General features: G+C 72.7%; 25 protein-coding genes. 12 read left to right on the top strand and 13 right to left on the bottom strand.

Translation table 11 applies throughout. The annotated features are described in order from the left end of the window. The first annotated feature begins 4 nt into the window (after positions 1-4). Positions 5-979 carry a 4Fe-4S dicluster domain-containing protein gene (locus tag NITAL_RS13010; RefSeq protein ID WP_052669661.1) on the top strand — a complete coding sequence of 325 codons (975 nt, stop codon included), beginning with the start codon at positions 5-7 and terminating at the stop codon, positions 977-979. Beyond that, positions 976-1983, top strand: coding sequence for an NrfD/PsrC family molybdoenzyme membrane anchor subunit (gene nrfD / locus NITAL_RS13005; protein ID WP_211262392.1), 1008 nt, complete (start codon positions 976-978; stop codon positions 1981-1983). The genes NITAL_RS13010 and nrfD overlap by 4 nt, the downstream gene beginning before the upstream one ends. On the opposite strand, the gene NITAL_RS13000 is transcribed toward nrfD, so the two are convergent. After that, a complete protein-coding gene (locus tag NITAL_RS13000; protein WP_052666666.1) occupies positions 1949-2692 on the bottom strand; it encodes a regulatory protein RecX in 744 nt (247 codons plus the stop codon). The two genes, nrfD and NITAL_RS13000, sit on opposite strands and share 35 nt — an antisense overlap. Before the next feature lie 75 nt (positions 2693-2767). Further along, a complete protein-coding gene (gene recA, locus NITAL_RS28945; RefSeq protein ID WP_052666665.1) occupies positions 2768-4879 on the bottom strand; it encodes a recombinase RecA in 2112 nt (703 codons plus the stop codon). 260 nt (positions 4880-5139) lie between these two features. Here recA and NITAL_RS12990 point away from each other — a divergent pair, with 260 nt between their 5' ends. Further along, entirely contained in the window at positions 5140-5925 is a 786-nt protein-coding gene (locus tag NITAL_RS12990; protein ID WP_052666662.1) for a 3'-5' exonuclease, read from the top strand. A gap of 6 nt (positions 5926-5931) precedes the next feature. Here the strand turns inward: NITAL_RS12990 and thpR are convergent, their stop codons facing one another. The 5 genes from thpR to NITAL_RS12965 form a co-directional block, all read right to left on the bottom strand. Further along, positions 5932-6507, bottom strand: a complete 576-nt coding sequence (gene thpR, locus NITAL_RS12985) for an RNA 2',3'-cyclic phosphodiesterase (protein ID WP_052666661.1) — start codon at positions 6505-6507, stop codon at positions 5932-5934. Beyond that, on the bottom strand, positions 6504-7802 hold the full coding sequence (locus tag NITAL_RS12980) for a CinA family nicotinamide mononucleotide deamidase-related protein (protein ID WP_052666659.1): 1299 nt from the start codon (positions 7800-7802) through the stop codon (positions 6504-6506). The genes thpR and NITAL_RS12980 overlap by 4 nt, the downstream gene beginning before the upstream one ends. Beyond that, complete coding sequence (pgsA, locus tag NITAL_RS12975) at positions 7799-8395, bottom strand: CDP-diacylglycerol--glycerol-3-phosphate 3-phosphatidyltransferase (RefSeq protein WP_083442181.1); 597 nt, start codon at positions 8393-8395, stop codon at positions 7799-7801. Before pgsA ends, NITAL_RS12980 begins: the two co-directional genes overlap by 4 nt. Beyond that, entirely contained in the window at positions 8388-9968 is a 1581-nt protein-coding gene (gene rimO, locus NITAL_RS12970; protein ID WP_052666658.1) for a 30S ribosomal protein S12 methylthiotransferase RimO, read from the bottom strand. Before rimO ends, pgsA begins: the two co-directional genes overlap by 8 nt. An 89-nt stretch (positions 9969-10057) precedes the next feature. Then, positions 10058-10831 carry a helix-turn-helix domain-containing protein gene (locus tag NITAL_RS12965; RefSeq protein ID WP_052666656.1) on the bottom strand — a complete coding sequence of 258 codons (774 nt, stop codon included), beginning with the start codon at positions 10829-10831 and terminating at the stop codon, positions 10058-10060. Positions 10832-11082: 251 nt separating this feature from the next. On the opposite strand from NITAL_RS12965, the gene NITAL_RS12960 reads away from it, so the two are divergent. Next, positions 11083-11424: a hypothetical protein gene (locus tag NITAL_RS12960; RefSeq protein ID WP_052666654.1), complete on the top strand. Its 342-nt coding sequence runs from the start codon at positions 11083-11085 to the stop codon at positions 11422-11424. Between the two features lie 180 nt (positions 11425-11604). Here the strand turns inward: NITAL_RS12960 and NITAL_RS12955 are convergent, their stop codons facing one another. Beyond that, on the bottom strand, positions 11605-14142 hold the full coding sequence (locus tag NITAL_RS12955) for an FtsK/SpoIIIE family DNA translocase (protein ID WP_052666652.1): 2538 nt from the start codon (positions 14140-14142) through the stop codon (positions 11605-11607). A gap of 191 nt (positions 14143-14333) precedes the next feature. Between NITAL_RS12955 and NITAL_RS12950 the strand changes: the two genes are divergently transcribed. From NITAL_RS12950 to NITAL_RS12940, 3 genes are all read left to right on the top strand, one after another. Further along, a complete protein-coding gene (locus tag NITAL_RS12950; RefSeq protein ID WP_052666650.1) occupies positions 14334-15104 on the top strand; it encodes a hypothetical protein in 771 nt (256 codons plus the stop codon). A 73-nt stretch (positions 15105-15177) separates the two neighbouring features. Then, complete coding sequence (locus NITAL_RS26495) at positions 15178-15891, top strand: class F sortase (protein WP_083441528.1); 714 nt, start codon at positions 15178-15180, stop codon at positions 15889-15891. A gap of 40 nt (positions 15892-15931) precedes the next feature. Continuing rightward, positions 15932-16408 carry a cupredoxin domain-containing protein gene (locus tag NITAL_RS12940; RefSeq protein ID WP_052666648.1) on the top strand — a complete coding sequence of 159 codons (477 nt, stop codon included), beginning with the start codon at positions 15932-15934 and terminating at the stop codon, positions 16406-16408. Here NITAL_RS12940 and NITAL_RS12935 read toward each other — a convergent pair. From NITAL_RS12935 to dapA, 3 genes are all read right to left on the bottom strand, one after another. Next, a complete protein-coding gene (locus tag NITAL_RS12935; protein ID WP_052666646.1) occupies positions 16401-17912 on the bottom strand; it encodes a pyridoxal phosphate-dependent decarboxylase family protein in 1512 nt (503 codons plus the stop codon). The two genes, NITAL_RS12940 and NITAL_RS12935, sit on opposite strands and share 8 nt — an antisense overlap. Positions 17913-17987: 75 nt before the next feature. Beyond that, a complete protein-coding gene (locus NITAL_RS12930; protein ID WP_052666645.1) occupies positions 17988-19670 on the bottom strand; it encodes a ribonuclease J in 1683 nt (560 codons plus the stop codon). Continuing rightward, positions 19667-20608 (bottom strand): 4-hydroxy-tetrahydrodipicolinate synthase, encoded by a 942-nt coding sequence (gene dapA / locus NITAL_RS12925; protein ID WP_211262391.1) that lies wholly within the window; start codon positions 20606-20608, stop codon positions 19667-19669. Before dapA ends, NITAL_RS12930 begins: the two co-directional genes overlap by 4 nt. Positions 20609-20764: 156 nt before the next feature. Here dapA and NITAL_RS28055 point away from each other — a divergent pair, with 156 nt between their 5' ends. The 5 genes from NITAL_RS28055 to NITAL_RS12900 all read left to right on the top strand — a co-directional run bounded on the left by NITAL_RS28055 (position 20765) and on the right by NITAL_RS12900 (position 23689). Next, complete coding sequence (locus tag NITAL_RS28055) at positions 20765-21064, top strand: Dabb family protein (protein WP_052666643.1); 300 nt, start codon at positions 20765-20767, stop codon at positions 21062-21064. Next, the gene (locus tag NITAL_RS12915; protein ID WP_052666641.1) at positions 21061-21819 is read left to right on the top strand and encodes a hypothetical protein; all 759 of its coding nucleotides are present in this window, start codon (positions 21061-21063) and stop codon (positions 21817-21819) included. Before NITAL_RS28055 ends, NITAL_RS12915 begins: the two co-directional genes overlap by 4 nt. 128 nt (positions 21820-21947) lie before the next feature. Beyond that, on the top strand, positions 21948-22481 hold the full coding sequence (locus NITAL_RS12910; protein ID WP_052666639.1) for a COG4315 family predicted lipoprotein: 534 nt from the start codon (positions 21948-21950) through the stop codon (positions 22479-22481). 3 nt (positions 22482-22484) lie between these two features. Further along, complete coding sequence (locus tag NITAL_RS12905; protein WP_052666638.1) at positions 22485-23045, top strand: RNA polymerase sigma factor; 561 nt, start codon at positions 22485-22487, stop codon at positions 23043-23045. Further along, complete coding sequence (locus NITAL_RS12900) at positions 23042-23689, top strand: zf-HC2 domain-containing protein (protein ID WP_052666636.1); 648 nt, start codon at positions 23042-23044, stop codon at positions 23687-23689. Before NITAL_RS12905 ends, NITAL_RS12900 begins: the two co-directional genes overlap by 4 nt. Before the next feature lie 17 nt (positions 23690-23706). Here NITAL_RS12900 and NITAL_RS12895 read toward each other — a convergent pair whose 3' ends face one another. After that, positions 23707-24084 carry a hypothetical protein gene (locus NITAL_RS12895; protein ID WP_052666633.1) on the bottom strand — a complete coding sequence of 126 codons (378 nt, stop codon included), beginning with the start codon at positions 24082-24084 and terminating at the stop codon, positions 23707-23709. Next, positions 24081-25664 carry an FAD-dependent thymidylate synthase gene (locus NITAL_RS12890; protein WP_211262390.1) on the bottom strand — a complete coding sequence of 528 codons (1584 nt, stop codon included), beginning with the start codon at positions 25662-25664 and terminating at the stop codon, positions 24081-24083. The genes NITAL_RS12895 and NITAL_RS12890 overlap by 4 nt, the downstream gene beginning before the upstream one ends. Between the last annotated feature and the right edge of the window lie 6 nt (positions 25665-25670).

The raw sequence follows: 25670 nt of genomic DNA, 5'->3' as shown, positions 1-25670 counted from the left end.
CGACCTGCTCACCCACAGCGGGGGTCCGGTCAGCGGCAGCGCGGGGACCCGCTTCGGGTTCTTCACCGATACGTCGGTGTGCATCGGGTGCAAGGCCTGCGAGGTCGCCTGCAAGGAGTGGAACCACGTCCCCGCGCGGGTGACGTCGGACTTCACGGGCCACTCCATGGACAACACCGGCGCGCTCGGTGCCGACACCTGGCGCCACGTGTCGTTCGTCGAGCAGCCCGCGGGGCATGTTCCCGCACCGGCGGGAGCGGTACCCGGCGCACCGTCCGGGGCGGTGGGCCTCGAGTGGTTCGGGGACGACCCGGGGCTCCCCGCGGGAGCCCACGGCAGCCACGAACAACGTGAGGTCCCGACGTTCGGTGGCGCCGAGCCGGCCGCCCCGGGCATCACCGACTTCCGGTGGCTCATGAGCTCCGACGTCTGCAAGCACTGCACGGAGGCCGCCTGTCTCGAGGTGTGCCCCACCGGCGCGATCTTCTACACCGAGTTCTCGACGGTGGTGGTCCAGGACGACGTCTGCAACGGCTGTGGGTACTGCGTGACCGCGTGCCCGTACGGCGTGATCGAACGGCGCTCCCCTGGCCAGCCGGGTGAGGGCGGCGCCTTCAAGTGCACCATGTGTTACGACCGCATGCGGGGCCAGCAGCAGCCGGCCTGTGCCCAGGCCTGTCCGACCGATTCCATCCAGTTCGGGCCGCTCGACGAGCTGCGGACGCGTGCCGCCGACCGCGCCGGCGACCTGATCGCGGCGGGTGTCCCGGGGGTGCAGCTGTACGGCGCCGACCCGGACAGCGGCGTCGGTGGCAACGGGGCGTTCTTCCTGCTGCTCGACGACCCGGAGGTCTACGGGTTGCCGCCGGATCCGGTGACCCCGACCCGCCACCTCGGGCAGATCTGGCGTGCGGCTGGAGCGGCTGCGCTGGGGGTGGCCGCGGCGGTGACGGTCGCCTTCGCCGGGGGGCGCCGGTGAGCGGGGTACCCGTCAGCGCGGCCGACAGCTCGGCCACCGGTGTGCGTGAGTTCGTCGACCGTGACGGGACCCGGGTCGGCGTCCCCACCTACCACGGCAGGCCGGTCGTCAAGGCGCCGGCGTGGACCTGGGAGGTGCCGTGGTACCTGTTCGCCGGCGGGGCCGCGGGCGCCTCGTCGGTGGTGGTCGTCGCTGCTCGGCTGACCGGTCACGAGGTCCTGGCGGACCGGGCCCGGTGGATCGCCGCCGCAGGGGTGGCGGTCAGTCCCCCGCTGCTGATCTCCGACCTCGGTCGCCCCTCCCGGTTCCTCAACATGCTGCGGGTGTTCAAGCCGACCTCGGTCATGAGCGTCGGCAGCTGGATCCTGGCCGGGTACTCGTCGGTGGCGCTCGGGGCGACGGCGCTCCGACGGCTCGACCGTGCACCCGGGATGCTGTGGATCCTGGACGGGAAGGCCGCCGCGCTCGGGGTGGGGATGACGGTCTACACCGGCGCGCTGGTCGCCGACACCTCCATCCCGGTGTGGCACGAGGCGCGGCGTCACCTGCCGCCGCTGTTCGCGGCGAGCGGCCTCGCAGCTGCGGGTGCGGCCGCGACGCTGATGACGCCTCCGGCCGAAGCCGCGCCTGCACGCCGCGCTGCGGTGCTCGGTGCCGCAGCCGAGGTCGCAATCGACACCGCGATGCGGCGCCACCTCGGCCCGATCGGCGAGGTGTACGAGCGCGAGGAGGCCGGCCGCTTCCACCGCGCCGCGAAGGCCAGCACGGTGGCGGGTGCCGCCCTGGTGGCCCTCGGTGGCGGTCGGCGCCGGCCGTTGGCGCTGGCCGGGTCGGCGCTGCTCATCGCGGGCAGCGTGTGCACCCGCTGGGCGGTCTACCGGGCGGGATTCCAGTCAGCCCGAGACCCGGTCGCCACCCTGGGACCACAGCAGGCCCGGCTCGTTCGCGGCGATCGGACCCGCGGGCGGCTCAGTGGCCGGCGGTCCGGGCGGGGTCGCGACTGACGTCGACGGCTTGGCGGGCGACCTTGCGGGCCAGGCCCTCGGGGTAGCCGCGGCGGGCGACGTGGCCGACGGTGCGGCGGTAGGCCGTCTCGGCCTCCACACCGGTGAGCCGGTCGGCCTTCGCCTTGGCGACCGCGAACGCGGCAGCTTCCTGGTCCTCGGCCTCGACCGGGGCGAGCGCCCGGTCGATGGTGTCACGGTCGAACCCGCGAGCGACGAGGTCCTTGCGCAGCCGCGTCGGCGCGTGGCCCTTGGCCCGGCGTTCCTCGACGATCGCGGCGGCCATCGCGTCGTCGTCGACGAGCCGTTCGGCGTGGGCCCGCTCGATCACGAGGTCGATCGCGGCCGGCGGGGTGTCCCGTTCGGCGAGCTTGCGGCGCAGGCGCCCGACCGACTGGGGCGCGGTCGCGGTGGACCGCCGCACGAACGCGAGGCCCTCGGCCACGTCGTCGGCCAGCGATGAGGCCGGTGGCGGCCGGGTCGCCGCCGCCTCGGCCTCGCGCCGTTCGGCCTCGACCGCGCCGGCCTCGGCGAGCTGGGCAACCTCACGGGCCGACGGTGCCGGGGGGGACCCGTCCCCGGGACCGATCGACGCACCATCCGGCGGCGCACCCGGCGCCGGCGGGGCGTCGGGTGGTGCGGGCGTCACCCGGATCGGCTCGCGCTCGATCCCACGCTCGGCGAGCCAGGCTTCGGCGTCACGGGGCACGGTGGCTCCTGGTCCGGGGTGGTGGTGGCGGTGGACGGCCGGCGGGGTGCGGGCACGCCGCACCCCGGGCCGGTCTCAGAGGTCGTCGTCGAGGTCGTCGGCGTGCTCGTTCGCGGCCAGCGGCGACAGGCCGAGCTTCTCCTTGACCTTCTTCTCGATCTCGAGCGCGACGTCCTCGTGTTCCTTGAGGAAGGTCCGGGCGTTCTCCTTGCCCTGTCCGAGCTGCTCGCCGTCGTAGGTGTACCAAGCACCCGCCTTGCGGATGATCCCCTCCTCGACACCGACGTCGATGAGCGAGCCCTGCTTGGAGATGCCCTCGCCGTAGATGATGTCGAACTCGGCCTGACGGAACGGCGGGGCGACCTTGTTCTTGACGACCTTGACGCGGACCCGGTTCCCGACCGCGTCGGTGCCGTCCTTGAGCGTCTCGATGCGACGCACGTCGAGGCGGACCGAGGAGTAGAACTTCAGCGCCCGGCCACCCGGGGTGGTCTCGGGCGAGTTGTGCACCACGACCCCGTCGGCCAGGTAGCTGTGCGTTCCCTCGATCTCGATGTCGAAGCGGTGGGTGTGGCGGCCATTCGGCGCCTTCCGGGTGATGTCGACGATCGGCATCGGGACCGCGACGTCCCGGGGTTCCTCGAAGACCGGCTCGTCGCTGAAGCGACCCTGGAACCGAGGCAGCAGCTTGTACGCCATCGACGGGTGGACGTAGGGGGCGACCAACTCGTGCAGCTTGGCGGTCTCGGCGGTCGGGAAGACCAGGTAGGCGTTCCCACCACGTGTCGTCAGCGTCGCGTGGACGTCGAAGCTGTCGGCGAGGTGGTCACGGAGTCGCTGCCGTGAGCCCTGCTCGATCGCTTCGACGCAGATCTCGCTGCGCCCGCTGCCACCCTGGGTCCGGGCCTGGAGCCCCTTGGAGCGCAGCTGGAAGCTGCCGTCGTCCTGGTACCAGATCGCGATGGACCGGGCGGTCAGTCGCTTGAGGTAGTCCCAGCCGAGGAACTTCTTGCCACCGAGGTAGACGGCCTCACGCAGCTCGGCCAGCTCGGGGAGGGGCTGGACATCGTGGAACACCGCGCCAGCATCGTTGACCGAGCGCGAGACGGACAGGTTGGCGAAGTGCGACGCCTTCCAATCGGCGTACGCGGTCTGTGCCTTCCCGTGACCGATCCGGTACCTGGCCCCGTGTCCGCTCCGCGATGGCGAGAGCGCACCGTCCCCCATCAGCCCACCGAGCAGGACGTCCCACTGGTAGCCAGAGAGACGGTGGCTCACCCGTTGGAGCACGGTCTGGCCGACCTCGAGGTCCCCGGCGTGCACCCAGCCGTAGGGCGTGGAGATCAGGTGGTTCGCCGTGACGCTGAACTGCGACCGCCCGTTGCCGCTGCCGCGCGCGACCGTGAACTTCAGGAACTCGTCGGTCGGACCGTTGTCGAACCAGTTGACGACCTTGCGCGGCACGAACTCGTCACGGGCGACGTCGTAGGACAGCACCTCGACCGGGAGCTTCTGGTTGACGATCTTGCCGATCTTCTCCTGCGTCCCATCGGCGAGCGTCACCCTGGTGTCGTACGAGAAGCATCCGAACATGACCCCGATCTTCTCGCGCAGCTGGTTGATGAAGATGATCGCGGTGTCGGAGCGGTGCAGGTCGCCGGCGATCTTGCGCAGCGCCTGGGACATCAGACGGGCCTGGAGACCGACGTGGCTGTCGCCCATGTCGCCCTCGATCTCGGCCTTCGGCGTCAGGGCCGCGACCGAGTCCACGACGATGAGGTCGACCGCCGAGGAACGGATCAGCATCGAGGCGATCTCGAGGGCCTGCTCACCGGTGTCGGGCTGCGACACCAGCAGCTCGTTGATGTCGACCCCGAGCGCCCGTGCGTACTGGGGGTCGAGCGCGTGCTCGGCGTCGATGAACGCCGCGATGCCCCCCTGCTTCTGACACTCCGCGACCGCGTGGAGCGCGACGGTCGTCTTGCCTGACGACTCAGGGCCGTACACCTCGATGACGCGGCCGCGGGGGATGCCGCCGATGCCGAGGGCGAGGTCCAGCGACAGGGCGCCGGTCGGGATGGCGGCGATGTTGACCGCAGCGGCGTCGCCGAGCTTCATCAGCGAGCCCTTGCCGAACTGCTTCTCGATGTTGGCGAGGGCGAGATCGAGAGCCTTGTCGCGGTCCACGGCGGATCCTTGTTCGGAGTACGGGTGGCGAGGTGCGGGGGGTGGAGCGGGCGTTCGGGGCGAGTGCGAGGCACCGTACGTCGCTGGTGGGACACGACCGCGGACGTGTGGTCCGTGGGCTGTGGACGAACCGTACCGAACACCTGTTCGCCGGTCGAGCACCCGCCCCGCCCGCGTGTCCACACCGCACGACGGGGTGCCCCAGGAGCGTCACCCACGTCAGGTAGCGTCGCCGGCCAACCCACCGCCCGGAGCCCTCCGTGTCCACCGAGCCCTCGGCCACGCCCCCCGTCACCGACGCCACCACCCCGGCCTTCGATACCTCCAGCGAGGCGGCCGACGCCAGCGAACGCCGCGGCACCCGGTTCGTGTTCGTCGACACCGAGGCGACCGGGCTCGACCACCGCCGGCACGAGCTGACCGAGGTGGCCTGGATCGTGCGCTTCGAGGACGGCCGGGAGGAGGAGCGGCGCTACTTCCCGACCCACACCACCGACGGCGCCGACGACGACGCGCTCGAACTGACCCACTACGACGAGCGCATCGCCCCCCAGGACAAGACCCCCTCGAAGGTGTGGCTGACCGAGTTCCTCGAGCACGCCGACGGAGCCGTGCTGGTGGGGGCGGTCCCCGACTTCGACGCGCGCCACCTCGACCTCGCCTGCCACAAGCTCGGGGTCGAACCGACCTGGGACCACCACCTGCTCGACGTCGAGACGCTCGCGCTGCCGTTCATCGCCGAGGGCCCCGAGATGCCGCGCAGCCTCGCCAAGACGTGTGCCGCGCTCGACATCCCCCACGACCGCGACCAGGCCCACGGCGCCCTGTACGACGCGCAGCAGGCCCGAGCGGTCTTCGACCGGGTGTGGCAGCTGGTCGCCGACCTCCGCGCCTCGGGAGGCCCGCTCCCCCCGCCGGTCCCCCGTGACAACGGCCGCCGCGAGCAGGAGCCGGTGCCCGGGGTCAGCACCGAGGACGCGACCGCGCAGGCGGTGGAGACCGCCGGGGCCACCGACACCGGGCAGCCGGACCACGCTGCCGGGTGACCCGACTCACGCCCGGCCTGTCAGCCCCCAGGTCGCCACCGGCTCGTAGCGGGCGGGGCCGTCCCCGAGGTGCGAGCGCACGAGGTTGACCTCGTCGGCCTCCCACCGGGCGGCCACGGCCGCGACCGCAGCCACCACCTCGTCGGTGACCCTCGCCCCACGACGGCCGCCCCGGGCCAGGGTCAGGTGCGGACGGACCGGTCGGGAGGTGACGGGCAGGTCGGCCGCCGCGAGCGTCGTCTGGATGGCGTCACCGAGCGCGGCGATCGCGCCCCTCGGGTCGTCGGCGACGGACAGGAACAACGCCCGCCCGTCGAAGCGGTCGGCCCCGGTGACCTCGCAGCCGATCGGTCCGGTGCCGTGCGCCCGCACCGCGCCACCGACGGCGGCTTCCACCTCGGGGACCCGGTTCTCCGGCACGTTCCCGAGGAAGGCGAGGGTCAGGTGCCAGCCCTCGGGCCGCGTCCAGGTCAGGTCCGCTCCCGCATCCCGTGCCGGCGCCAGGGCAGCCTGGCCGAGCACCCGCACGTGGTCCGGGATCGGCAGCGCGACGAACAGGCGCCAGGTGGGCTCGCCGCTCACGTGTGTTCGAGGAGCCGGCGTCGCAGCAGGTCGAGCGCGGCGGTGCCGAGGCGAGCCTGGATCTGGCCCCGATCGCCGGGGATGCGCCGGCCGTGCACCTCGGTCCGGCCGTCGGGGTGGGCGAGCGCCCAGAAGCAGGTCCCGATGGGCAGACCGTTCTGCTCGGTCGGCCCCGCGACGCCGGTGACCGCGATGCCCCAGTCGGCACCGAACCGATCGCGAGCGGCTCGTGCCAGCGCGTCGGTGACCGGGCCGCTGACCGGACCGTGCTCATCGAGCAGGCCCTCGTCCACGTCGAGCAGGCGGTGCTTGGCGTCGGTCGCGTACACGGCGACACCGCCGAGCAACCCGTGCGAAGCCCCCGGCACCCGTGCCAACCGCGCCGAGATACCGCCGGCCGTGGCGGACTCGGCCGTCGCCACCGTCGTCCCAGTCGCGCCGAGCAACCGGACGAGCACGTCCTCGAGCGTCTCCTCGTCGATCCCGGCCACGCTCGAACCGAGCTCGCCGACGACCTCCTCGACCAGCGGTTGCGACGCCTCCCGGGCGGCGACCGCGTCGTCGGCCGTCACGGTCAGGCGGACCTGGACCTCCTCGCTCTTGGCGAGGAACGACAGGGTGACCCCGGGCCGGTCAGCCACCAGCGGCTCGACGATCTCGGCGATGCTCGACTCGCCTCGGCCGACCACGTGGACGATCCGGGTAAGGGTCGCGCCGGCCCCGGCGAGCGCCAGCAGCTCGGGGGCGATGTCGCGGTCCCACATCGAGTGCAGCTCCCAGGGCACCCCGGGCGCGGCGTAGACGCGCGTCCCGCCGAGGATCGTCAGCCCGAACCCGGGCGCGGTCCCGACGGGCTCGAACACCGTCGCGCCCCGGGGGATGCGGGCCTGACGCAGGTTCTGGGCAGGCATGCGCGCACCCATCTCGGCGAACCGCTGGATCAGCGCTTCCTCGAGGTCATCGTGACGCTCGAGCTCGACGCCGGCCGCCGCGGCGACCGCCTCGCGGGTCAGGTCGTCGGAGGTCGGGCCGAGCCCCCCGCCGATCAGCACCACGTGGACACGGTCGGCCAGGAAGCTCAGTGCGTCCACGAACTCGTCGAGGTCGTCGCGCACGGCGAGGTGGTGGCGGACCTCGATGCCGAGCTCGCGACACCGCTGCGAGATCCAGGTGGCGTTGGTGTCGGTGAGGTCACCGAGCAGCAGTTCGGAACCGACCGACAGCACGGCCGCGCGCAGCGGCACCCCGGCCGGCTGCAGCGTGGCGCCGGTCACGTCGACGTGCTCGAGGTTCACGGCGTTCCGTCCCGGTAGGCGGCCGGCCGGTCACGAGCGAGCCGGCCGGCGCGGAAGGCGATGTCGATCCCGGACCACACCGTCAGCCCGACCGCGACGTTGAGCAGGAGCTCGCGGAGGGTGCCTGGCACCGTCGGCCACAGGTACGCCCCGACGGCCACGACCTGGCTGACGGTCTTGAACTTGCCCCAGCGGGAGGCGGGCATCACGAGGCCCATGCGGCGAACGAGCTGGACCCGCAGCAGGGTCACGGCGAGCTCGCGGACCACGATGACCGAGACCGCCCACCACGGCAGCTCGCCGATGTAGGCCAGCGACGCGAGCGCCCCGATGATGAGCAGCTTGTCGGCGATCGGGTCGGCGAGCTGTCCCCAGCGGGTCACCCCGGTGTAGCGGCGCGCCACCCACCCGTCGATCGAGTCGGTCCACGCGGCGAACACGAAGATGCCGAACGCCCACCACCGCAGCGTGTCACCCTCGGTGTCCTGCACCAGCAGCCACAGGATCACGGGGACGAGCAGCGCCCGCAGGAACGTGAAGCCGTTCGGCCAGTTGAACCAGTGCGGCTCGGGTCGGGGCTCGGTGTCAGGCACGCGCGCGGTGCACCCGGGCGACGAGGTCGACACCGATCGCTCTGGTCACCTCGGCGGTCACCGTCCGTCCCCGCGGCAGGTCAGCCGGCACGAGGCGTCCGTCGGGCCCCTCGGTGACGAGCTGGACCTCGCCGTCGGTGTCGGGGGCCTCGCGGTAGGAGCGGCCCACGGTGAGGGCCACCTCGCCGTCCGGATCATCGGGCCCACCTGCGAGGTGGGCCTCGACGGTCACGTCGAGCTGGCGACCGACGAAGGCACGGGCCGCCTCGTCGGCGGTGCGTTCCTGCACCTCGGCGAGGCGTTCGACCCGCTCGGCCGCCTCGTCCGGGTCGACCTGGTCCGGCATCGTCGCGGCCGGGGTGCCGTCCTCGGGGCTGTAGGCGAACAGCCCGACCCAGTCGAGGCGCTGGTCCTGGAGGAAGTCCTCGAGGACCTGGACGTCCTGCTCGGTCTCGCCGGGGAAGCCGAGGATGAAGTTGGAGCGGAACACCGCGTGGGGGTCGAGCCCGCGGATGCGCTCGATCAGGGCCCCGAACCGGACGTGGTCGCCGCTGCGTGCCATCCGCCGGACCACGGGGCCGGACACGTGCTGGAGCGACAGGTCGAAGTACGAGGCGACCTTCGGGTGACCGGCCATCACCTCGAGCAGCGGCACGGTCAGCTCGGCGGGCTGGAGGTACATCAGCCGCAGCCGTTCGAGGCCGTCCACCTCGGCGAGGGTCTCGACCATCCTGGCCTGCCCGTCGCGGCCGCCGTCGAGGTCCTTGCCCCACGAGGTCGTGTTCTCGCTGACCATGACCAGCTCGCGAGCACCCTGCTCGACCAGCCAGCTCGCCTCGGCCACCAGCTCGTCCAGCGGCCGCGACCGGAAACGGCCGCGGAAGGACGGGATGGCGCAGAACGTGCACAGCCGGTCGCAGCCCGATGCGAGCTTGAGGTAGGCCCACGGACGGCCGTCGTGGCGGCGGACGGGGAACCGCGGACCGGTGGCGGGGACCCGGTCGAGGTCGTCCTGCGCCGTGCGCGGATCGGAGGTGGGACGCGCGGCTTCGGGTGGCAGCTCGGACACGTCGAGGCCGAGCGCCATCGTCGGGTCGAGCGCCGGCACGGCGATGGGTTCGACCACGGGCGCGGCCGGCGCGGTCGGGGTGATCGACAGCAGGGGCAGGCCGGGCCGGACAGCGGCCTTCGCCGGAGCGGCGGTGGTCGTGACCCGCTCGTAGGGGCGGCCCTGCAGCACGTCGTCGACCAGCTGCGGGAGCCGGCCGTACCCGTCGAAACCGACGATGGCGTCAGCCTCGGGGATGGCTTCGGCGAGCTCGTTCGGGTACCGCTCCGCCATGCAGCCGACCACGAGGACCGCGCGGGTGCCGGTCTCCTTGAGGTCGCACGCCTCGAGGACGGTGTCGATCGACTCCTGCTTCGCCGGGGCGATGAACGTGCAGGTGTTGACCAGCACCACGTCGGCCGCCGCGGGGTCGTCGACCACCGGGACACCCTCACGGTGGAAGAGGCCCGCGAGCTGGTCGGTGTCGACCTCGTTCCGGCCGCAGCCGAGGGTGACGATGGCCACCGACGTGGCTCCACCCGGCACGGATGGAGACGCACCGCCCACGGGCGGTGCGGCAGCGGAGGCCGGCACGGCGGGTTCGGTCACGATCGTCAGGTGTCGGACGGGCCGTCGGGGGTGTACTCCACCTCGACCACGCTGCCCGGTGCCCCCGGGGCCCCGAGGTCCTCGCCGTTGAGCTCCACGCGCACGCCGCCGGCGTTGCCGTAGCGCACCGTGACGCTGTCCTCGCCGGGGAAGCGCAGGGTCTCGCCCGCGGGGGCGACCTGCTCGAAGACGACCGTGCCGTCGACGGTCACCCGCATCCACGACGCCGCCTCGAGGGCGAGGAACAGCTCGATGCCCTCGGGCGCGGGCGGCTCGGGCTCCTCGGTCTCGGTCGGTTCGGGTTCGGCCGGACCGTCGGCGTCCTCGCCGTCGGCGTCACCGTCGACGGGTGAGACGGGCGGCTCGGGTGAGGCCACCTCGGGCGCGCGGCTGCCGACGAACTGGCCGAGGAACCCGAGCGCTGCGAGGACGAGCACGCCGACCAGCACCCAGGCGATCCAGCCGGGTGGGGCCGCACGTGGGGTCCTGACCCCGGAGGAGCCGCCAGGCGCCATCAGGGGGGCCGCAGCGACCGGATCCTCACCGGAGACCTGCTCGCGGTAGGTGTCGAGGAGCGGCGCCGGGTCCAGCCCGAGCTCGAGCGCGTAGCTCTTGAGGAACCCGCGCGCGTAGACGTCGCCCCCGAAGCCGTCGAACTGTTCGTCCTCGAGGGCCCGCAGCTGCGCGCTGCGCAGACGCAAGGCGTGGGCCGCCTCCTCGATGGAGCGGCCCTGCTCTTCGCGCGCCTCGCGCAGCGTGTCACCGATGCCGGAGCTCACGGGCCTCGCCGGGGGGGAAGGGGGCACGGACCACGGGAGCGTAGAGCGGGGGGCCCCCTGACGCACGACCGAGACCCCGGAGCGCCTCGTCCGGTGACAGCGCTGGCGCCCCGGCCGGTCCCTGGGGTCGCGCCCGTACGGCCGCTGCGGTGGCGTCCGGCCGCTGGTGCCGAGGGACGCGGACCGTCGCGAGCGCGTCCTCCGGCCCGACGTTTTCCGGACCGGTGGGCCCGGGGGCTACCCTCCGCGCTATGACGACCTCCACCTGCCTCCCCACGTCCGTGACGCGTGCCCGGCTCGTCCGCCTCGTCGCGGCGGCCGCCCTCGCGTTCGCGGTCTCGCTGCCGGCTGCGCCGGCCTTCGCCGCCGAGGAGCCCGCCGAGACCGGCGACGAAGCGGTCGAGGTCGCGCCCGAAGGAGCCGGCGCGGAGGAGGGCAGCGGCAGGATCCAGCTGGCCGAGCGCCCCCGCGACCGTTTCGGTCTGCTGCTGCTCGGCTTCCTCGGTGCGGTCACCGTCCTCGGCGCGGTCACGGCGACCCGCCAGCTCGGCGGCAAGCGCCCGCAGGCCACCGGCGAGTTCCGGTGGCGCTGAGCCGCACCTGACGTGAGCGACGAACGAGGCGGCCCCGCGGGGCCGCCTCTCTCGTGCTGAGTCGCCGGTGACGCGGACGAGGTCCCCCAGGGACCGAGGAGCACGCACGGCGCAGTCGCCGGTGGCGCGGACGAGGTCCCCCAGGGACCGAGGAGCACGCACGGCGCAGAAGAAGAAGCGTCAGATGCTGCCGCTCGACATGGCCTGGTCGAGGTCCTCGGGGCTCCACAGCACGTCGCGGGCCTTGCTGCCCTCGTTCGGGCCGACGATGCCGAGCACCTCGAGCTCGTCCATGAGGCGACCGGCGCGCGCGAACCCGATGCGGAGCTTGCGCTGCAGCATCGAGGTCGAGCCGAGCCCGCTGACCACGACCTGCTCGGCCGCACGGCGCAGCAGTGCCTCGTCGGAGTCGTCGTCGCCGGAGCGGACCGCGTCGACCTGGGCGGCCTCGTCGCCCTGCTTGGTGACGGTGGGCTCGAACTCGGCCTGACGCTGGGCGGTGCAGAACCCGACGGCGGCCTCGACCTCGCGTTCGGTGACCCAGCAGCCCTGGAGGCGGGACGGCTTGCCCTGCGAGGCCGGCAGGAAGAGCATGTCTCCCTTGCCGACCAGCTTCTCGGCCCCGTTCATGTCGATGATGGTGCGCGAGTCGGTCTGGGACGAGACCGCCAGTGCGAGACGCGACGGCACGTTGGCCTTGATCAGGCCGGTGATGACGTCGACGGACGGTCGCTGGGTCGCCAGGACCATGTGGATGCCGACGGCGCGGGCCTTCTGGGCGATGCGGCAGATCGCCTCCTCGACGTCGCGGGGCGCGACCAGCATGAGGTCGGCCAGCTCGTCGATGACCAGGACGATGTAGGGCAGCCGCTCGGACTCGATGAGCGTCCCGTCGGGGCCGGGACGGGGCTCGATGGCGCCGGCGTCGACCGCTTCGTTGTAGCCGTCGATGTTGCGGTACCCGAGCAGCGCGAGCAGCTCGTAGCGCTGCTCCATCTCCTTGACGCACCACTGCACCGCGTCGGTGGCCCGACGCGGGTCGGTGACCACCTGGGTGAGCAGGTGCGGGGCGCCCTCGTAGGGCACCAGCTCGACGCGCTTGGGGTCGATGAGGATCATCCGGACCTGGTCCGGACGTGCGCGCATGATGATCGAGGTGATCATCCCGTTGACGGTCACCGACTTCCCGGACCCGGTGGCACCCGAGATCAGCAGGTGCGGCATGTGGGCGAGGTTGACCAGGGCCGGGTTGCCGGCGATGTCGACGCCGAGGGCGACGGTGAGCGGGTGCGGATCACGGGCCGCCTCGTCGGAGCGCAGGATGTCGCCGAGGGTGATCAGGTCGCGCTGGCGGTTGGGGACCTCGACCCCGATGGCCGACTTGCCGGGGATCGGGGCCACGATGCGCACATCGGGGGCCGCGAGGGCGTAGGCGATGTCGTCGCCCATGTTGGCGACCTTCTTGACCTGCACGCCCGGGCCGAGCTCGATCTCGAAGCGGGTGACGGTCGGACCGCGCGACCAGCGGGCGACGGTCGCGTCGATGTTGAACTGCCGGAAGGTCTCCTGGAGGGCCTCGACCTGGGCTTCGATGGTCCGGCGCGACTCCTTGCCCATGGACCGCCCGGTGGCGAGCAGGTCGAGGGCCGGCAGGGTGTAGTCGTCCCAGCTGCGGACCGGCGCGACCTTCTTCGCTTTCAGCGTCGCCGCGTCGGCGGGCACCTTCGCGCGCGACACCGGCGGGTCGGGGGTCTTGCCGGCCTCGCGGTCGGCCTCGCTCAGCCCGTCCCCGTCGTCGGCCTCCGGCTCGTCCTCGAGGGCGAGCTGTTCGCCCGACAGGCGTGACAGGGTGGCCCGGACCGGGGTCGGCCGGTCGACCTCGCCGGTCGCCTCGGGGTCGTCGATGCGGCGGGTGGCCTGCGGGTCGTCGTCCTCGCTCGCCCGGCGGCGCGACCGGCGGGACGAGCCCGCGTCGGCGTCACCGGTGCCGTCGTCCTCGCGGGGTGTCGGACGCAGCAGAGCGATCACGTGCGAGAACGGCGTCTTGGTCACGATGAGGGTGCCGAGGAACAGCAGGGCCACACACACCGCGCTCGCGCCCCAGACCGACAGCGCCGCCACCAGCGGGGTCGCCACCGCCCAGCCGAGCAGGCCGGCCGCGGGCCACAGGGCACGGATGCCGTCCGCCGGGACAGGTGCACCCGCGATCAGGTGCCAGCTGGTCAGGAGCCCGAGGCCGAGCAGGACCGACCCGACCGCGATCCGGCCGATCTCCGGGCTCGGACGACCGAGGACGACCAGCAGGCCGAACCAGGCCACCAGCGGCGGGATCAGGTAGCCGGCCAGGCCGAGTAGGCCACGGGCCACCGCCTCGAGGAAGTCACCGACCGGCCCCCCGGCACCGGCGTACATGCCGAGACCCGCGAGGACACCGAGCAGCACGAGGCCGATGCCGACCACGTCCTGCTTCTGCTCACCGAGGTGGGACGCGAACGCCCGCCCGGCACGCCCGACGGGGCCTGGGCCGTCACCACCGCCCTTGGCGCCGCCCTTGGGGAGGGGCTTGGTGCCGCCCTTGGACGCCCCGCCCTTGGACGCGACACGGGTCGTCTGCGCCTTGCGCTGCGGGGTCGTCCTCTGCCCGCTGCGGCCGCCCGTGGACGACCCGCTGCGCGCACCGCCACGCGGGCGCGAGGGGGTCTTCGTCGTCGACGCCACGCGGACCTCCGGCGAGCAGGCGAGGACCCGCGGTCGACGGGCCACACCCAGGGTACGTCCCGGACGACCCGCGTGGAACTACACGCGCGTCCGGGGGTGGCCGTGGCCGTTCGGACGCAGGCCGACCGAACACCGCACCCGATCGGCGCGAACCACCGCCGCTCGAACACACCCGACCGACAGGAACGCACGTGCGCAGGATCTTGACCACCCTCGCCGCGACGGGAGCGCTGCTCGCGCTGCCCGTCGCCGCCTCCGCTCAGAGCCCGACCACCTTCAGCGCCAACATCGGCCAGGCCAACGAGAGCGGCGCCAGCGCCACGGCCGACCTGACCCTCGACGGCAACGACCTGACCGTCCGCATCTCTGGCAACGGCTTCTTCGACGGCTTCCCGCACGCCATCCACTTCCACGGCGAGCCAGGCGGCGACAACGTCTGTGGTCCCCTGAACCCCGGTGAGGCCGGCTTCGACGAGGCCGACGAGGACGGCGACGGGTTCCTGTCCGTCGTCGAGGGCGTCCCGGCCTACGGGCCGGTCACCGTCTCGCTGACCACCGAGGGCGACACCAGCCCGGACAGCGCACTGGCGGTCGACCGCTTCCCGACCTCGAGCACCCTCGACTACGAGCGGACCTTCGAGGTCAGCGACGAGGTCGCCGACAACCTGTCGTCGCTGCACATCGTGATCCACGCGGCGGACCTCGACGGCTCCGGTGAGATCGGCACGCTCGAGGACGAGAACGGTGAGCCGAAGCCGAGCTCCCTCGACCCGGACCTGCCGTTCGAGGCGACCGTTCCGGCCGCTTGCGGCCAGATCACCGCCAGCGCTGCGGGTGGCGTGGCCACCGGCGCGGGCGGCACGTCCGAGTCCGGTTCGACCACCGGTGCGATCGCCGCCGGCGCCCTCGGCCTCGCGGCCCTCGGCGCCCTCGGCGCCCGTCGCCGCAAGGTCGGCGCCTGAGTTCGCCGGTGCGGGGCGGCGACGCTCGCCCCGCACCGCGCACCACCGCTCCCTGTGACCGAAGGGCCTCACCGTGCGCCGCCTCCGCCCCCTCCTCGTCCTCATCTCCCTCGTCGCCCTGACCGCCTCCTGCGTCTCCGACGACACCGCGGACGACGTCTCGAACGCCGCGGTCTCGGCTCCGGCTGAGGCTCCTGCAGCCGATGAGGACCCCGAACCCGGCGCCACGACGGCCGCGACCCTCGAGCGCATGCGGTCGATGGACCCCGCGGTCCTGGCGCGTGCCCACGATCACAGCGACCACGAGCACGAGGGTCACCACGCACCGCGCGACCACCCCAACGGCGTCGACCCCGAGCGCCTCGTCATCCCGGCCATCGACGTCGACGCGGACGTCCTCCGCCTCGGCCTCGAGGACGACGGAGCCATGGAGGTCCCGCAGGACTTCGCCCAGGCCGGGTGGTTCGACCGCGGCCCGAAGCCCGGCCGCGTCGGCCCGGCCGTCATCGCCGGCCACGTCGACGACCGGAGTGGACCGGCCGTGTTCTTCCGGCTCAGCGAGCTCGAGCCCGGTGACCTGATCGAGGTCCACGGCGAGGACGGCGAGATCGTGACCTTCGCCGTCCGCGAGACCCAGCAGCACCCGAAGGACGCCTTCCCCACCGAGGCCGTCTACAGCGGCACGCCGGGGTCCGAGCTGCGCCTGATCACCTGCAGCGGCGAGTTCGACCGGGGTGAGCGCAGCTACCGCGACAACACCATCGTCTTCGCCGAGCGCGTCGACTGACCCGGGCACGGCCCAGCTCGCCCCGATCGAGGAGACCACCGTGTCCACCTGCCCCCACCCACGGACCGGCACCTGGCTCGCGGCCGGTGCCGTCGCGCTGCTCCTCGCCGGCTGCGACGGCACCGCCGACCCAGCGCTCGATCCGATGGTCGCCTCTCCGGAGGACGATGCGACCGATGAGCCGGCGGTCGACGAAGCCGCGGAGGATGCCGCTGACGATGCCGCTGACGAGGCGACGGCCCAGCCCGACACCGGTCCCACTGCGGTCGAGGTCGAGCTGCTCGACGAGGACGGGTTCGTCTTCGCGCCGACCGACGTCACCGTCGAGGTCGGCGGCACCGTGACCTGGGTACACGCGGGCCGGATCACCCACACCGTCACCGCACCGGACGGCAGCTTCGCCTCGGGCTCGATCGGCGCGGGTGACACCTTCGAGGTCACCTTCGACGAGCCGGGGACCTACCCGTACGTGTGCGACTTCCACGGTTCGATGCGCGGCACCGTCGAGGTCACCTGACCTCGGACGGGATGCGGTCCCGTGCGCTCAGCTCGTCTCCGGTGCGGACGGTCAGGTCCACCAACGCGTCGATGTCCTCGGCCTCCGTGCGGAAGTTGATGATGCAGGCCCGGAGCACGAACCGGCCATCGACGACGGCGTTCGACGCGTAGACGCGCCCGGAGTACTGCAGGTGTTCCATGATGCGCTGGTTGAGCGCGTCGACCTGCTCCGGCGTGGTCGTCTCGGCGGGCACGTAGCGGTAGGTCGTGATCATCAGGTCGGGGTCGTTGGTGGGCTCGAGGCGGGGGTGGGCCTCCGCGAGGTCGTGCAGGTAACGGGCCAACGCACAATCGTGGGCCATCCGCCGCCCGTAGGCATCCCATCCGTGGGCGCGCAGGGACCACCACAGCTTGAGTGCGGCGCCGTGACGGGTGAAGAGCGGCGACCGGACGTAGCTGTCCACCCCGGCGCCCATGCGGTCCTTGTCCTCGACGGTGTAGGAGGGGTCGATGTGGAAGGCTCGGGTGAGGTCGGCGTCGTCGCGGACCAGCAGCATCCCGCACGCGATGGGCACGTTCAGCCACTTGTGCGGATCGAGCCCGATCGACGACGCCCGGGACAAGCCCGCGAAACGGTCACGCAGGTCGTCGACCAGCGCGCCCACGGCGCCGACCGCACCGTCCACGTGGAACCAGAGGTCGAACTCCTCGGCGAGGTCGGCGATCGCGTCCAGGTCGTCGATCGCGCCGGTCCCGACGGTCCCGGCGCTGCCCACGAGGCAGATCGGCAGGTGCCCGGCCGCGAGATCGGCCTCGATCGCCCGGCGCATCGCGGCCACGTCGACGTGGTCGGCGCGGTCGACCGCGATCGCGCGCACGGACTCCGAGCCCATGCCCATCAGGTCAGCACCGCGCTGCACGGTGTCGTGCACGGTCGTGGCGGCGTAGGCGGTCAACCGCGGCCCCGCGCCGATCCCCGCCGTGCGCACGTCCCAGGTCGCCTTGACGTCGCGTGCCACGACGAGGGCGTCGTGGTTGGCGGCCGCCCCACCCGAGGTCAGGTAACCGCCGGCCGTCGCTCCGAGGCCGAGCCGGTCGGCGAACCACCGCAGCAGGCCCTGCTCCAACGCGGTCATCCCCGGCGAGAGGCGCCACGCTCCGAGGTTGTTGTTGAGAGCGCTCGCGAGGAGGTCGGCGGCGGCACCCGGAACCGTGCCCGCCCCGCTCACGTACCCGAAGAAGCCGCTGTGGCCCGGGTACATCGACCAGTCGAGCATCAGCGCTCGCGTGTCGGCCAGCAGCCGCTCGGCCCCTTCCGGCGCGTCGGGGACCTCCCAGGCCACTCCCCGCGTCACGTCGGCGTTCGAGAAGCCGCGGTGGATGGGCAGGCCGGGGAGGGCCTTCAGGAACTCGGCCCACAGTTCGACGGCACCGTGCCCGAGGCTCGCCGCCTGGTCCGCCGACCAGGCGAGGTCGGGGACCGCGGATGGACGGACCGGACCGTCGGCGGCGACCTCATCCATCACCTGCACCTCCCCGCCCCGGCCCCAGTATGGCCCGGGAGGGACGAGCACCGCCAACGCGCGTCCGGAGGGACGCTAGAGATCCACGACCACCGGCAGGATGACGGGGCGGCGACCGGTCGACGAGCGCCAGTGGCGGCCGAGGGCCTGGGTGACGTGGCGGGCGATGGCCTGGTGGTCGTCGAACTTGGCGCGTGCCAGGCCGGACAGCTCCATCTCGACGGCCTTCTTGGCCGCTTCGAGGAGGTCCTCGCCCTTGTCGGCGAAGACGATGCCCTTCTGGGTCACCACCGGCTCGCCGACCAGTTCGCCACGCTGCGGGTCGATGGTGACCACGCAGAAGCAGATGCCGTCCTCGCCGATGCGGCGCCGGTCGCGCAGCAGGGCCGGCCCGACGTCGGGCAGGATCCCGTCGATGTACACGTGGCTGGTCGGCACGGACTCGCCACGGCGGACCTTGCCGTCCTCGAGCAGCACGCTGTCGCCGTCCTCGCACACCAGGATGTGCTCGGGCAGGCAGCCGGTCAGCTCGGCCAGGTCACGGTGGGCCGACATGTGCCGGTGCTCGCCGTGCACGGGGACGAAGAACTCGGGCTCGATGATGTTGTGGAACAAGATGAGCTCGTCGCGCGACGCGTGCCCGGAGACGTGGACCGGCGCCGTGCCGCTGTGGATCACCCGGGCGCCCCGCTTGAAGAGCCCGTTGATGTTGCGGAAGACCGCCTGCTCGTTGCCCGGGATCAGCGAGCTGGCGAGGATGACGGTGTCGCCCTCCCCCACCTCGAGACGGCGGTGCTCACCGGAGGCGAGCAACGACAGCGCGCTGAACGGTTCGCCCTGCGACCCGGTGGAGATGACGATCATCTCCGAACGGTCGTAGCGCTCGACGTCGTTGAGTTCGATCAGGTCGGTGAGGTCGCCCTCGAGGTAGCCGAGCTCGGCGGCGATGCCCATGTTGCGGACCATCGACCGGCCGACGAACACCGGACGGCGACCTGCCGCGCGTGCCGCGTCGAGGACCATCTGGATGCGGTGGACGTGGCTGGCGAACGAGGCGACGACCACGAGGCCCTCGGCCTGCATGATCTCCTCGCGCAGGACCCGACCCACGGTGCGTTCGGTCGGGACGTGCCCCGGCCGGTCGGCGTTGGTGGAGTCGGCGAGCAGGAGGTCGACACCCTCGTCACCGAGCCGCGCGAAGTGGGCGAGGTCGGTCGGGCGTCCGTCGATCGGGGTCTGGTCGAGCTTGAAGTCACCGGTGTGGACGATCATCCCGTGGGGGGTACGGAAGGCGTACGCCGCGCCGTCCGGGATGGAGTGGCTGACCTGCACCACCTCGGCGTTGAAGGGGCCCTCCTCGACGATCTCGCCGGGCTCGACCTCGACGAACTCGGGGCGGTCGAGGTCCGGCCACTCCTCCATGACGGCCTGCACGAAGGCGATGGTCAGGCGCGTGCCGAAGACCGGCGGGACCCCCTCGGCGCCCGCCTCCTGGAGGTCGCGCAGGAGGTAGGGAACGGCGCCGATGTGGTCGAGGTGGCCGTGGGTGAGGAAGATCGCGCGCACGTCGTCGGCACGCGACTTGATCCAGCCCCAGTCGGGCAGGATCAGGTCGACACCGAGGTGTTCGGCGTCGGGGAACAGCACCCCGCAGTCGACGATGGCGAGCTCACCGTCGATCTCGATCGAGGCCATGTTGCGGCCGATCTCGCCGAGACCGCCGAGGAAGGTGACCTGGACCGGTGGGGTGGTGGTCATCGTGTGGGTGCTCCAGAGGTGGATGCGAGGGTGGTGCGGACGCGCTCGAGCGCGTCGAGGACGGTGCGCGTGGCCTCGGGTGAGGCCTCCGCGAGCGGTAGCCGGACGGGGCCGGCGGGCAGGCCGAGCTCGTTCATCGCTGCCTTGAGCGGTGCGGGCGAGGGCTCGGCGAACAGGGCGCGGTGCAGCGGCAGGCACGCCAGGTGCAGCTGCCGAGCCCGCAGCGGATCGGTGGCGAAGACGTCGATCATCTCCGCGAGCTCGCGGCCGACCAGGTGCGCGGCGACGGAGATGACCCCGGTCGCGCCGGTGGCGATGCTGCCGAGGTTGAACTCGTCGGCGCCGGACCAGACCCCGAAGCCGCCCGGTGCGCCCTCGGTGGCGACCAGGACGTCACCGACCTTGGCCCACTCCCCGGAGGCGTCCTTCGTGCCGACGATGTTGGGCACCTCGGCGAGGTCGACCATGGTCGACACCTCGATCGCGGTCGCCGTGCGCGGCTTGATGTCGTAGAGCACGATCGGCAGGTCGGTCACCTCAGCGACGGCCCGGAAGTGGCGCACGAGGCCGCGCTGGTCGGGCTTGTTGTAGTAGGGCGTGACCACGAGGAGGGAGTCGGCGCCCATCTCGGTGGCGCGCTGCGTGGAGCGGATGGCGGTCGCAGTGGCGTTGCTGCCGCTGCCCATCATCACGTTGGCCCGATCACCCACCGCGTCCTTGACCGCGGCGAGCAGCTCCCACATCTCCTCGCCGAGCAGCGTCGGGGACTCACCCGTCGTGCCGTGGACGAGGACGGTGTCGGTCCCGTTCGACACGAGGTGGTCGGCCAACGTCTGGGCGCCATCGAGGTCGAGCGCGCCATCCGACGTGAACGGGGTGATCATGGCCGTGACCACCCGGCCGATACCGGTGGGCGGGGCGGGAACGTGTGCGCTCACGGGACAGCCTCGGGAAGGTGGGGTCGCGGTCGCGACCGAGCGAGCTCGAGCAGCACGGGCGATGGGCCGAGCGGGCCTATCCTAACGGCGAGTCCCGTCCGCCGGCCCCCAGGGGCCCCGTCCCCGGTCCGGCGCCCGCCCGGCGAGGAGCACCCCGTGATCTGGCACGTCGTCCGTTTCGAGCTCGGGTCGTTGTCGGAGGCGGTCCGCACGGACGTCGAGGCCCAGCTCGCGGCGCTCGCCGACCTCGACGTGGTGTCGTTCCTGCGCATCGGGCGGGACATCGAGGACCCGGCCGTAACGGGTCTCGTGGTGGGTCTGGCGGACGAAGCGGCCCTCGAGGCCTACCGCGTGCACCCCGACCACCAGCCCGTGGTCCAGCGCATCGGCGAGCTCGGGGTCCCGCGCGTGCGCCTCGACATCGTGTCGGACGACGACCCGACGGTGCTCGCGTGACCGGGCTGCCGCTGGTGCTCGCCCACGCCGGCGAGGGGGCGACCTGGCAGGCGCTGCTGGTGGTCGCCTCGCTCGGGCTCGCGGTGGTCTTCGTGCTGGCCGTGGTCGGGCGCGTGCAGCTCGGACAGGCCGACGACCTCGTGCTGCCGCTCGCCGGGGTCGCGATCGCCTCCAGCCTGGCCCCGCTCGGCTCGGCGTGGCTCTCGGACTGGGTCGGGTGGGCGTTCCCGGTCGGCGTGGTCGTTCTCGTCGCGCTCCTGCTCGTGGCCATGACGCCGCTCGAGTTCGGCCCGACGTCACCGATCACCTACGGCACGCTCGCCCTGGCCGTGATCTGCGCAGCCCTGCTCTACAACCCCATCACCCAGGCCTGGCACCCCCCGGCGGACTTCCTGCCGCTCGCCGACGACTCCGAGGTGGTCATCACCGGACCGGCGGATGGGGACACCGTCGACGCGGGCGAGATCGAGGTCACCGTCTACGTGACGGGGGGCAGCCTCCAGTCCGACCTGTTGGCCGTCGATCAGCTCCCCGACGATCCGGAGGAAGCCGGCCACCTCGCCGTCGCCGTCGACGGCCGGGTCATCAGCCCGCGGTTCGCCGAGCGCTGCACCGTCGACGCCCCGTGCACCGAGGTCAGCTTCCCGATCACCGTGGAGCCGGGCGAACGCCGCCTCGTGGTCGAGTTCCGCCGCGGCGACGGCGCCCCGCTGACCCCGCTCGTCACCGACGCGGTCACCTTCGAGGCCAGCTGAGCTCGTCTGCGACCAACTCCGGGCACACAGGGCACGTCATCGAGGCGTGGTGAACCGGAAACGGGGGTCGGCGCGTACTGCAGGTACCGGGCATCGCGAGGACGCCCGGACCTGCGAGAGGTCGGACCGTGCGCCCCATCTCCATCCTGATCGCCGCCGCGCTGGCGGTGGCACTGACCGCCTGCGGTGATGACGGGGACGATCTCGCCGACGAGCCCACACCGGACGCCGAGGCCGAGGCTCCGGCCACCGGTGACGCCGATCTGGCGCTCGCGACGACCGACCTCGGCGAGGTGCTCGTCGACGGTGACGGCATGACGCTCTACCTGTTCACCGTCGACCCGCCCGGCGAGAGCGCCTGCGAGGACGACTGTGCGGCTGCCTGGCCCCCGCTGATCGTCGACGCCGACCCGGTGGCCGGAGACGGTGTCGACGCGTCGCTGATCGGCACCACCGAGCGCAGCGACGGCAGTACCCAGGTGACCTACGCCGACGCGCCGCTGTACAGGTGGGCTTCGGACCGCGAACCTGGGGACGTGACCGGACAGGGTGTCCAGGACGTGTGGTACGTGGTCACCGCCGACGGCGAGGCCGTGACCGACGCGCCCGCCGACACGGGCGACGACGACGAGACCGAAGCCGCGAACGAGATCGGGTACTGACTGGTGGCGGCCGACCCCGGAAGGAGGAGCGGCGAGGCCGAGCTTCTCGCCGCGGCGGGGCGCGGTGACGAACGTTCCGCGACCGTGCTCTACGACACCTACGCGGACGCGCTGTACGCCTACGGGCTCAGCCACCTCCACGACCGCGAGCTCGCCGAGGAGCTCGTGCAACGGGTGCTCGAGAAGCTCTGGCGCCGCGCCGAGGCGTACGACCCGGCCCGCGGTCCTGTGCGCGCCTACGTCTTCGCCATCGCCCGGTCCACCGCCATCGACCTGCAGCGCCGGGGCGCCCGCCGGCCTCGTCCGGTCGGGGAGCTCGCCGACGGGGTCGACACGGTCACGGACGCCGCCGACCAGATCCTCACGGCGGCGAGCGTGCGCGCCGCGCTGGACCGCCTCACGCCCGACCACCGTCGCGTCCTGGAGCTCGCCTACACCCGTGACCTCGACCAGCGCGCGATCGCGGAGGTCCTGCGGTTGCCGCTCGGGACGGTCAAGTCACGCACCTTCTACGCCCTCAAGGCGTTCCGGTTGGCCTGTGACGAGCTGGGGGTGACGCGGTGACCTGCGACGATCGGCACCGGATGGACCTCGGCGCCTACGTGCTCGGCGGTCTCGAGCTCGACGAAGCAGTCAGCCTCGAGGAGCACCTGGAGGAGTGTGCGAGCTGCCGTGACGAGCTGGCCGAACTCACCCCGCTTCCGGGGTTGCTCGCCATCGCCGCCACGGTGGACACGGCAGCACCGGCCGACCTGCGGCAGCGCGTGCTCGAGCGACCCCGCCGTCGCCCCACCGCCCTCCTGGTCGCGGGGGCAGCGCTGCTCGCCGCGGTGGCGGGCGGTGCGGTCGTCACTGCGCTCGACCGGTCGCCCGCCCCCGACGCCGTCGTGGCACTGCACGGCGAGGAGGCGGAACCCATCACCGGCGACGCCGAGCTCGCGCAGGTCGCCGCGGGGGTGCAGGTCGTCCTCGACCTCGCCGGTACGCGCCCTGCCGACGAGGGCTACTACCACGCGTGGCTGGACCTCGGTGAGGGCCGAGCCAGCGCTGGCACGTTCGTCGGCACGCCCGACGGGCGGGTCCAGGCCCAGCTCCTGTGCGGCGGACAGCTCGAGGACTACGACAGCATCACGATCACCTGGCACGGAACGGGCGGCGACGACGAGGTCGTCGCGCTCCACGCCGACCTCCCGACGGGAGGCCGCTAGGTCACGGGACGACGGTGTCAGGCGCCGCTGCGGCCTCGGATGGCACCGACGATGCACGCCCCGACGAGGACCACCAGCACCGGCCGCTGCGAGGCGGCGGCGTCGCCCACGACCGGCAGCTGCGGGAGGGCAGACAGCGGTTCGGGCAGCGCGGGTGCGACGGCGAGCAGCAGCACCGCAGCCGCGACCGCCGGGATGAGCGGGTCGCGGCGGGCGTGCACGATGGCCGCCGCGACCACCGCGCCGATCAGGGCGTAGGCCGCGATCGCCCACCACGCGGTGGTCGCCTCGGTGACGCGCGAGAGCTGCATCGCCAGGTCGAGCAGCAGCAGGGGGGCGATGCCGAGCGCGATCCCGAGGACCACGCTGCGGACGCGGGCGCCGGCGCCGCTCACGTCGCGACCTGCCCGCGGGCGGTGCGACGAGCCTCGGCCGCACGCTCGGACTCGAGCCGCTCGAGCTCGCCGGTCCCGTGGTCGACGTGGACCATCGCGTCGGCGACGGCACGGTGCCCGGCCACGTCGCCGATCAGGCGGTGCATCTCCTGCACGACCTTGCGGTACTGCGGGTGGCCCTGCGGGGTGGACCGCAGCTCGAGCATCTGCATCGCCGCGCGGGCGTTGAGCTGCATCACGTACCGGACCCGGTAGGCGAAGCACACCGCGTACTGCGCGGCGGCCGGGTGGTCGGGCAGCAGGCGTTCGTACAGCGCCGCCGACCGCGCGAGCGCCTCGTGCCAGCGGTCGCCGACACCGGCCTCCTCGAGCTCGGGCGGCGTCTCGTACCCGTGGCGGGTGGTCAGGTCCTGCCACTCGATGGTGAGCATCCGGTGGCGCTGCAGGTCGCGGAACCCGCCGTAGTCACCGAGGACGTCGAAGCGGTACCAGACCCGCTCGAACCCGCGGCCCGGACGGTGGCGCCGGTTGGCACGCTCGCCGACGTAGGCCGCCAGGACCTCGGCGCGGCGGTCGGCGTCCCAGGTGGCGACCTCGGCGGCCAGCTGGGTCTCGGAGACCCGCACGTGCGGGTAGAGGGCTGCGGTGACCAGCGCGACCTCGGCGTCGACCGGGTCACGGGGCGACCAGTCGGTGAGGGTCACGAGGTCGGCCGGCTCGGCTGCGTCGGTCACGAGCCAGTCGGCGAGGTCGCGGGTGGCGTGCCGGGTCGCGCGCATCTGGTCGGACCAGGCGCCGCCGCGATCGGGGCGGTCCACCCGCGTGAGGAAGGATGGGATGACGCGGCGCAGCTCGGCGAGGAGGCGCGTCGACAGGTCGTGCGACTCGGCCAGGTCGTCGGCGTTGAGGTGCATCAGCAGGGACTCGTACGCCTGCCCGGAGGCGAACATGCCCACGTTGGAGGTCGTCGCGGCCGGCAGCAGCCCACGGAGCAGATCGAGGGCCTTGGCCTTGGTGGCGTTGCGGTAGACGAAGTCGGAGGTCGCCTCGTCCTGCGGCCACCGGGTGCGGACCCAGTCGAGGACGACCGGCACCAGGTCTGCGTAGGTCGCGAAGATCGCGTCCAGCTCGGTCTCGAAGGCGTCGGCGTGGGGGCCGGCCATCACCTCGGCGGGCCGGTGGTAGCGGTAGCGGCCGTCGACCTGCCCGTCGTAGGCGATGTAGCGGGTGGACTGCTCGAGGTAGGCGGCCAGGCGACCCCACTCGATGCGCTTGGTCAGCAGGTTGCTGACCTCCTCGAGGGCGACGTGGGCTCCGCCGAGCTGGGCGACCGAGTCGTCGCCGTAGTCGCTGAACACCCGCTGGTAGAGCGCCTCGGCGCGTGCCGCGGGGTCCTCGGTGGTGAGGTCGGCGGCGAACTCGTCGAGGAAGAGGCGCTTGAGCGATCCGCCGTACCGCGAGTAGCGCGCGAACAGGGCCCCCTTGACCACCTCGGGCAGGTCGGTCAGGGCGAACACGTCCCCGTCCGGGTCGGTGACGTACCGGCCGAGCAGCTCGCGTTCGTCGGGCGTCAGTGACACGTCGGA

Source organism: Nitriliruptor alkaliphilus DSM 45188 (assembly GCF_000969705.1).
Taxonomy (GTDB): domain Bacteria; phylum Actinomycetota; class Nitriliruptoria; order Nitriliruptorales; family Nitriliruptoraceae; genus Nitriliruptor; species Nitriliruptor alkaliphilus.
The sequence above is the reverse complement of the archived record's forward strand: the minus strand, read 5'-3'. Positions and strand labels throughout refer to the sequence as shown.

Excerpts from the sequence above, each read along its gene's own strand:
- NITAL_RS12960 (WP_052666654.1), top strand. The coding sequence starts at position 11,083 with ATGACGACCTCCACCTGCCTCCCCACGTCCGTGACGCGTGCCCGGCTC.
- NITAL_RS12935 (WP_052666646.1), bottom strand. The coding sequence starts at position 17,912 with ATGGATGAGGTCGCCGCCGACGGTCCGGTCCGTCCATCCGCGGTCCCC.
- NITAL_RS12930 (WP_052666645.1), bottom strand. The coding sequence starts at position 19,670 with ATGACCACCACCCCACCGGTCCAGGTCACCTTCCTCGGCGGTCTCGGC.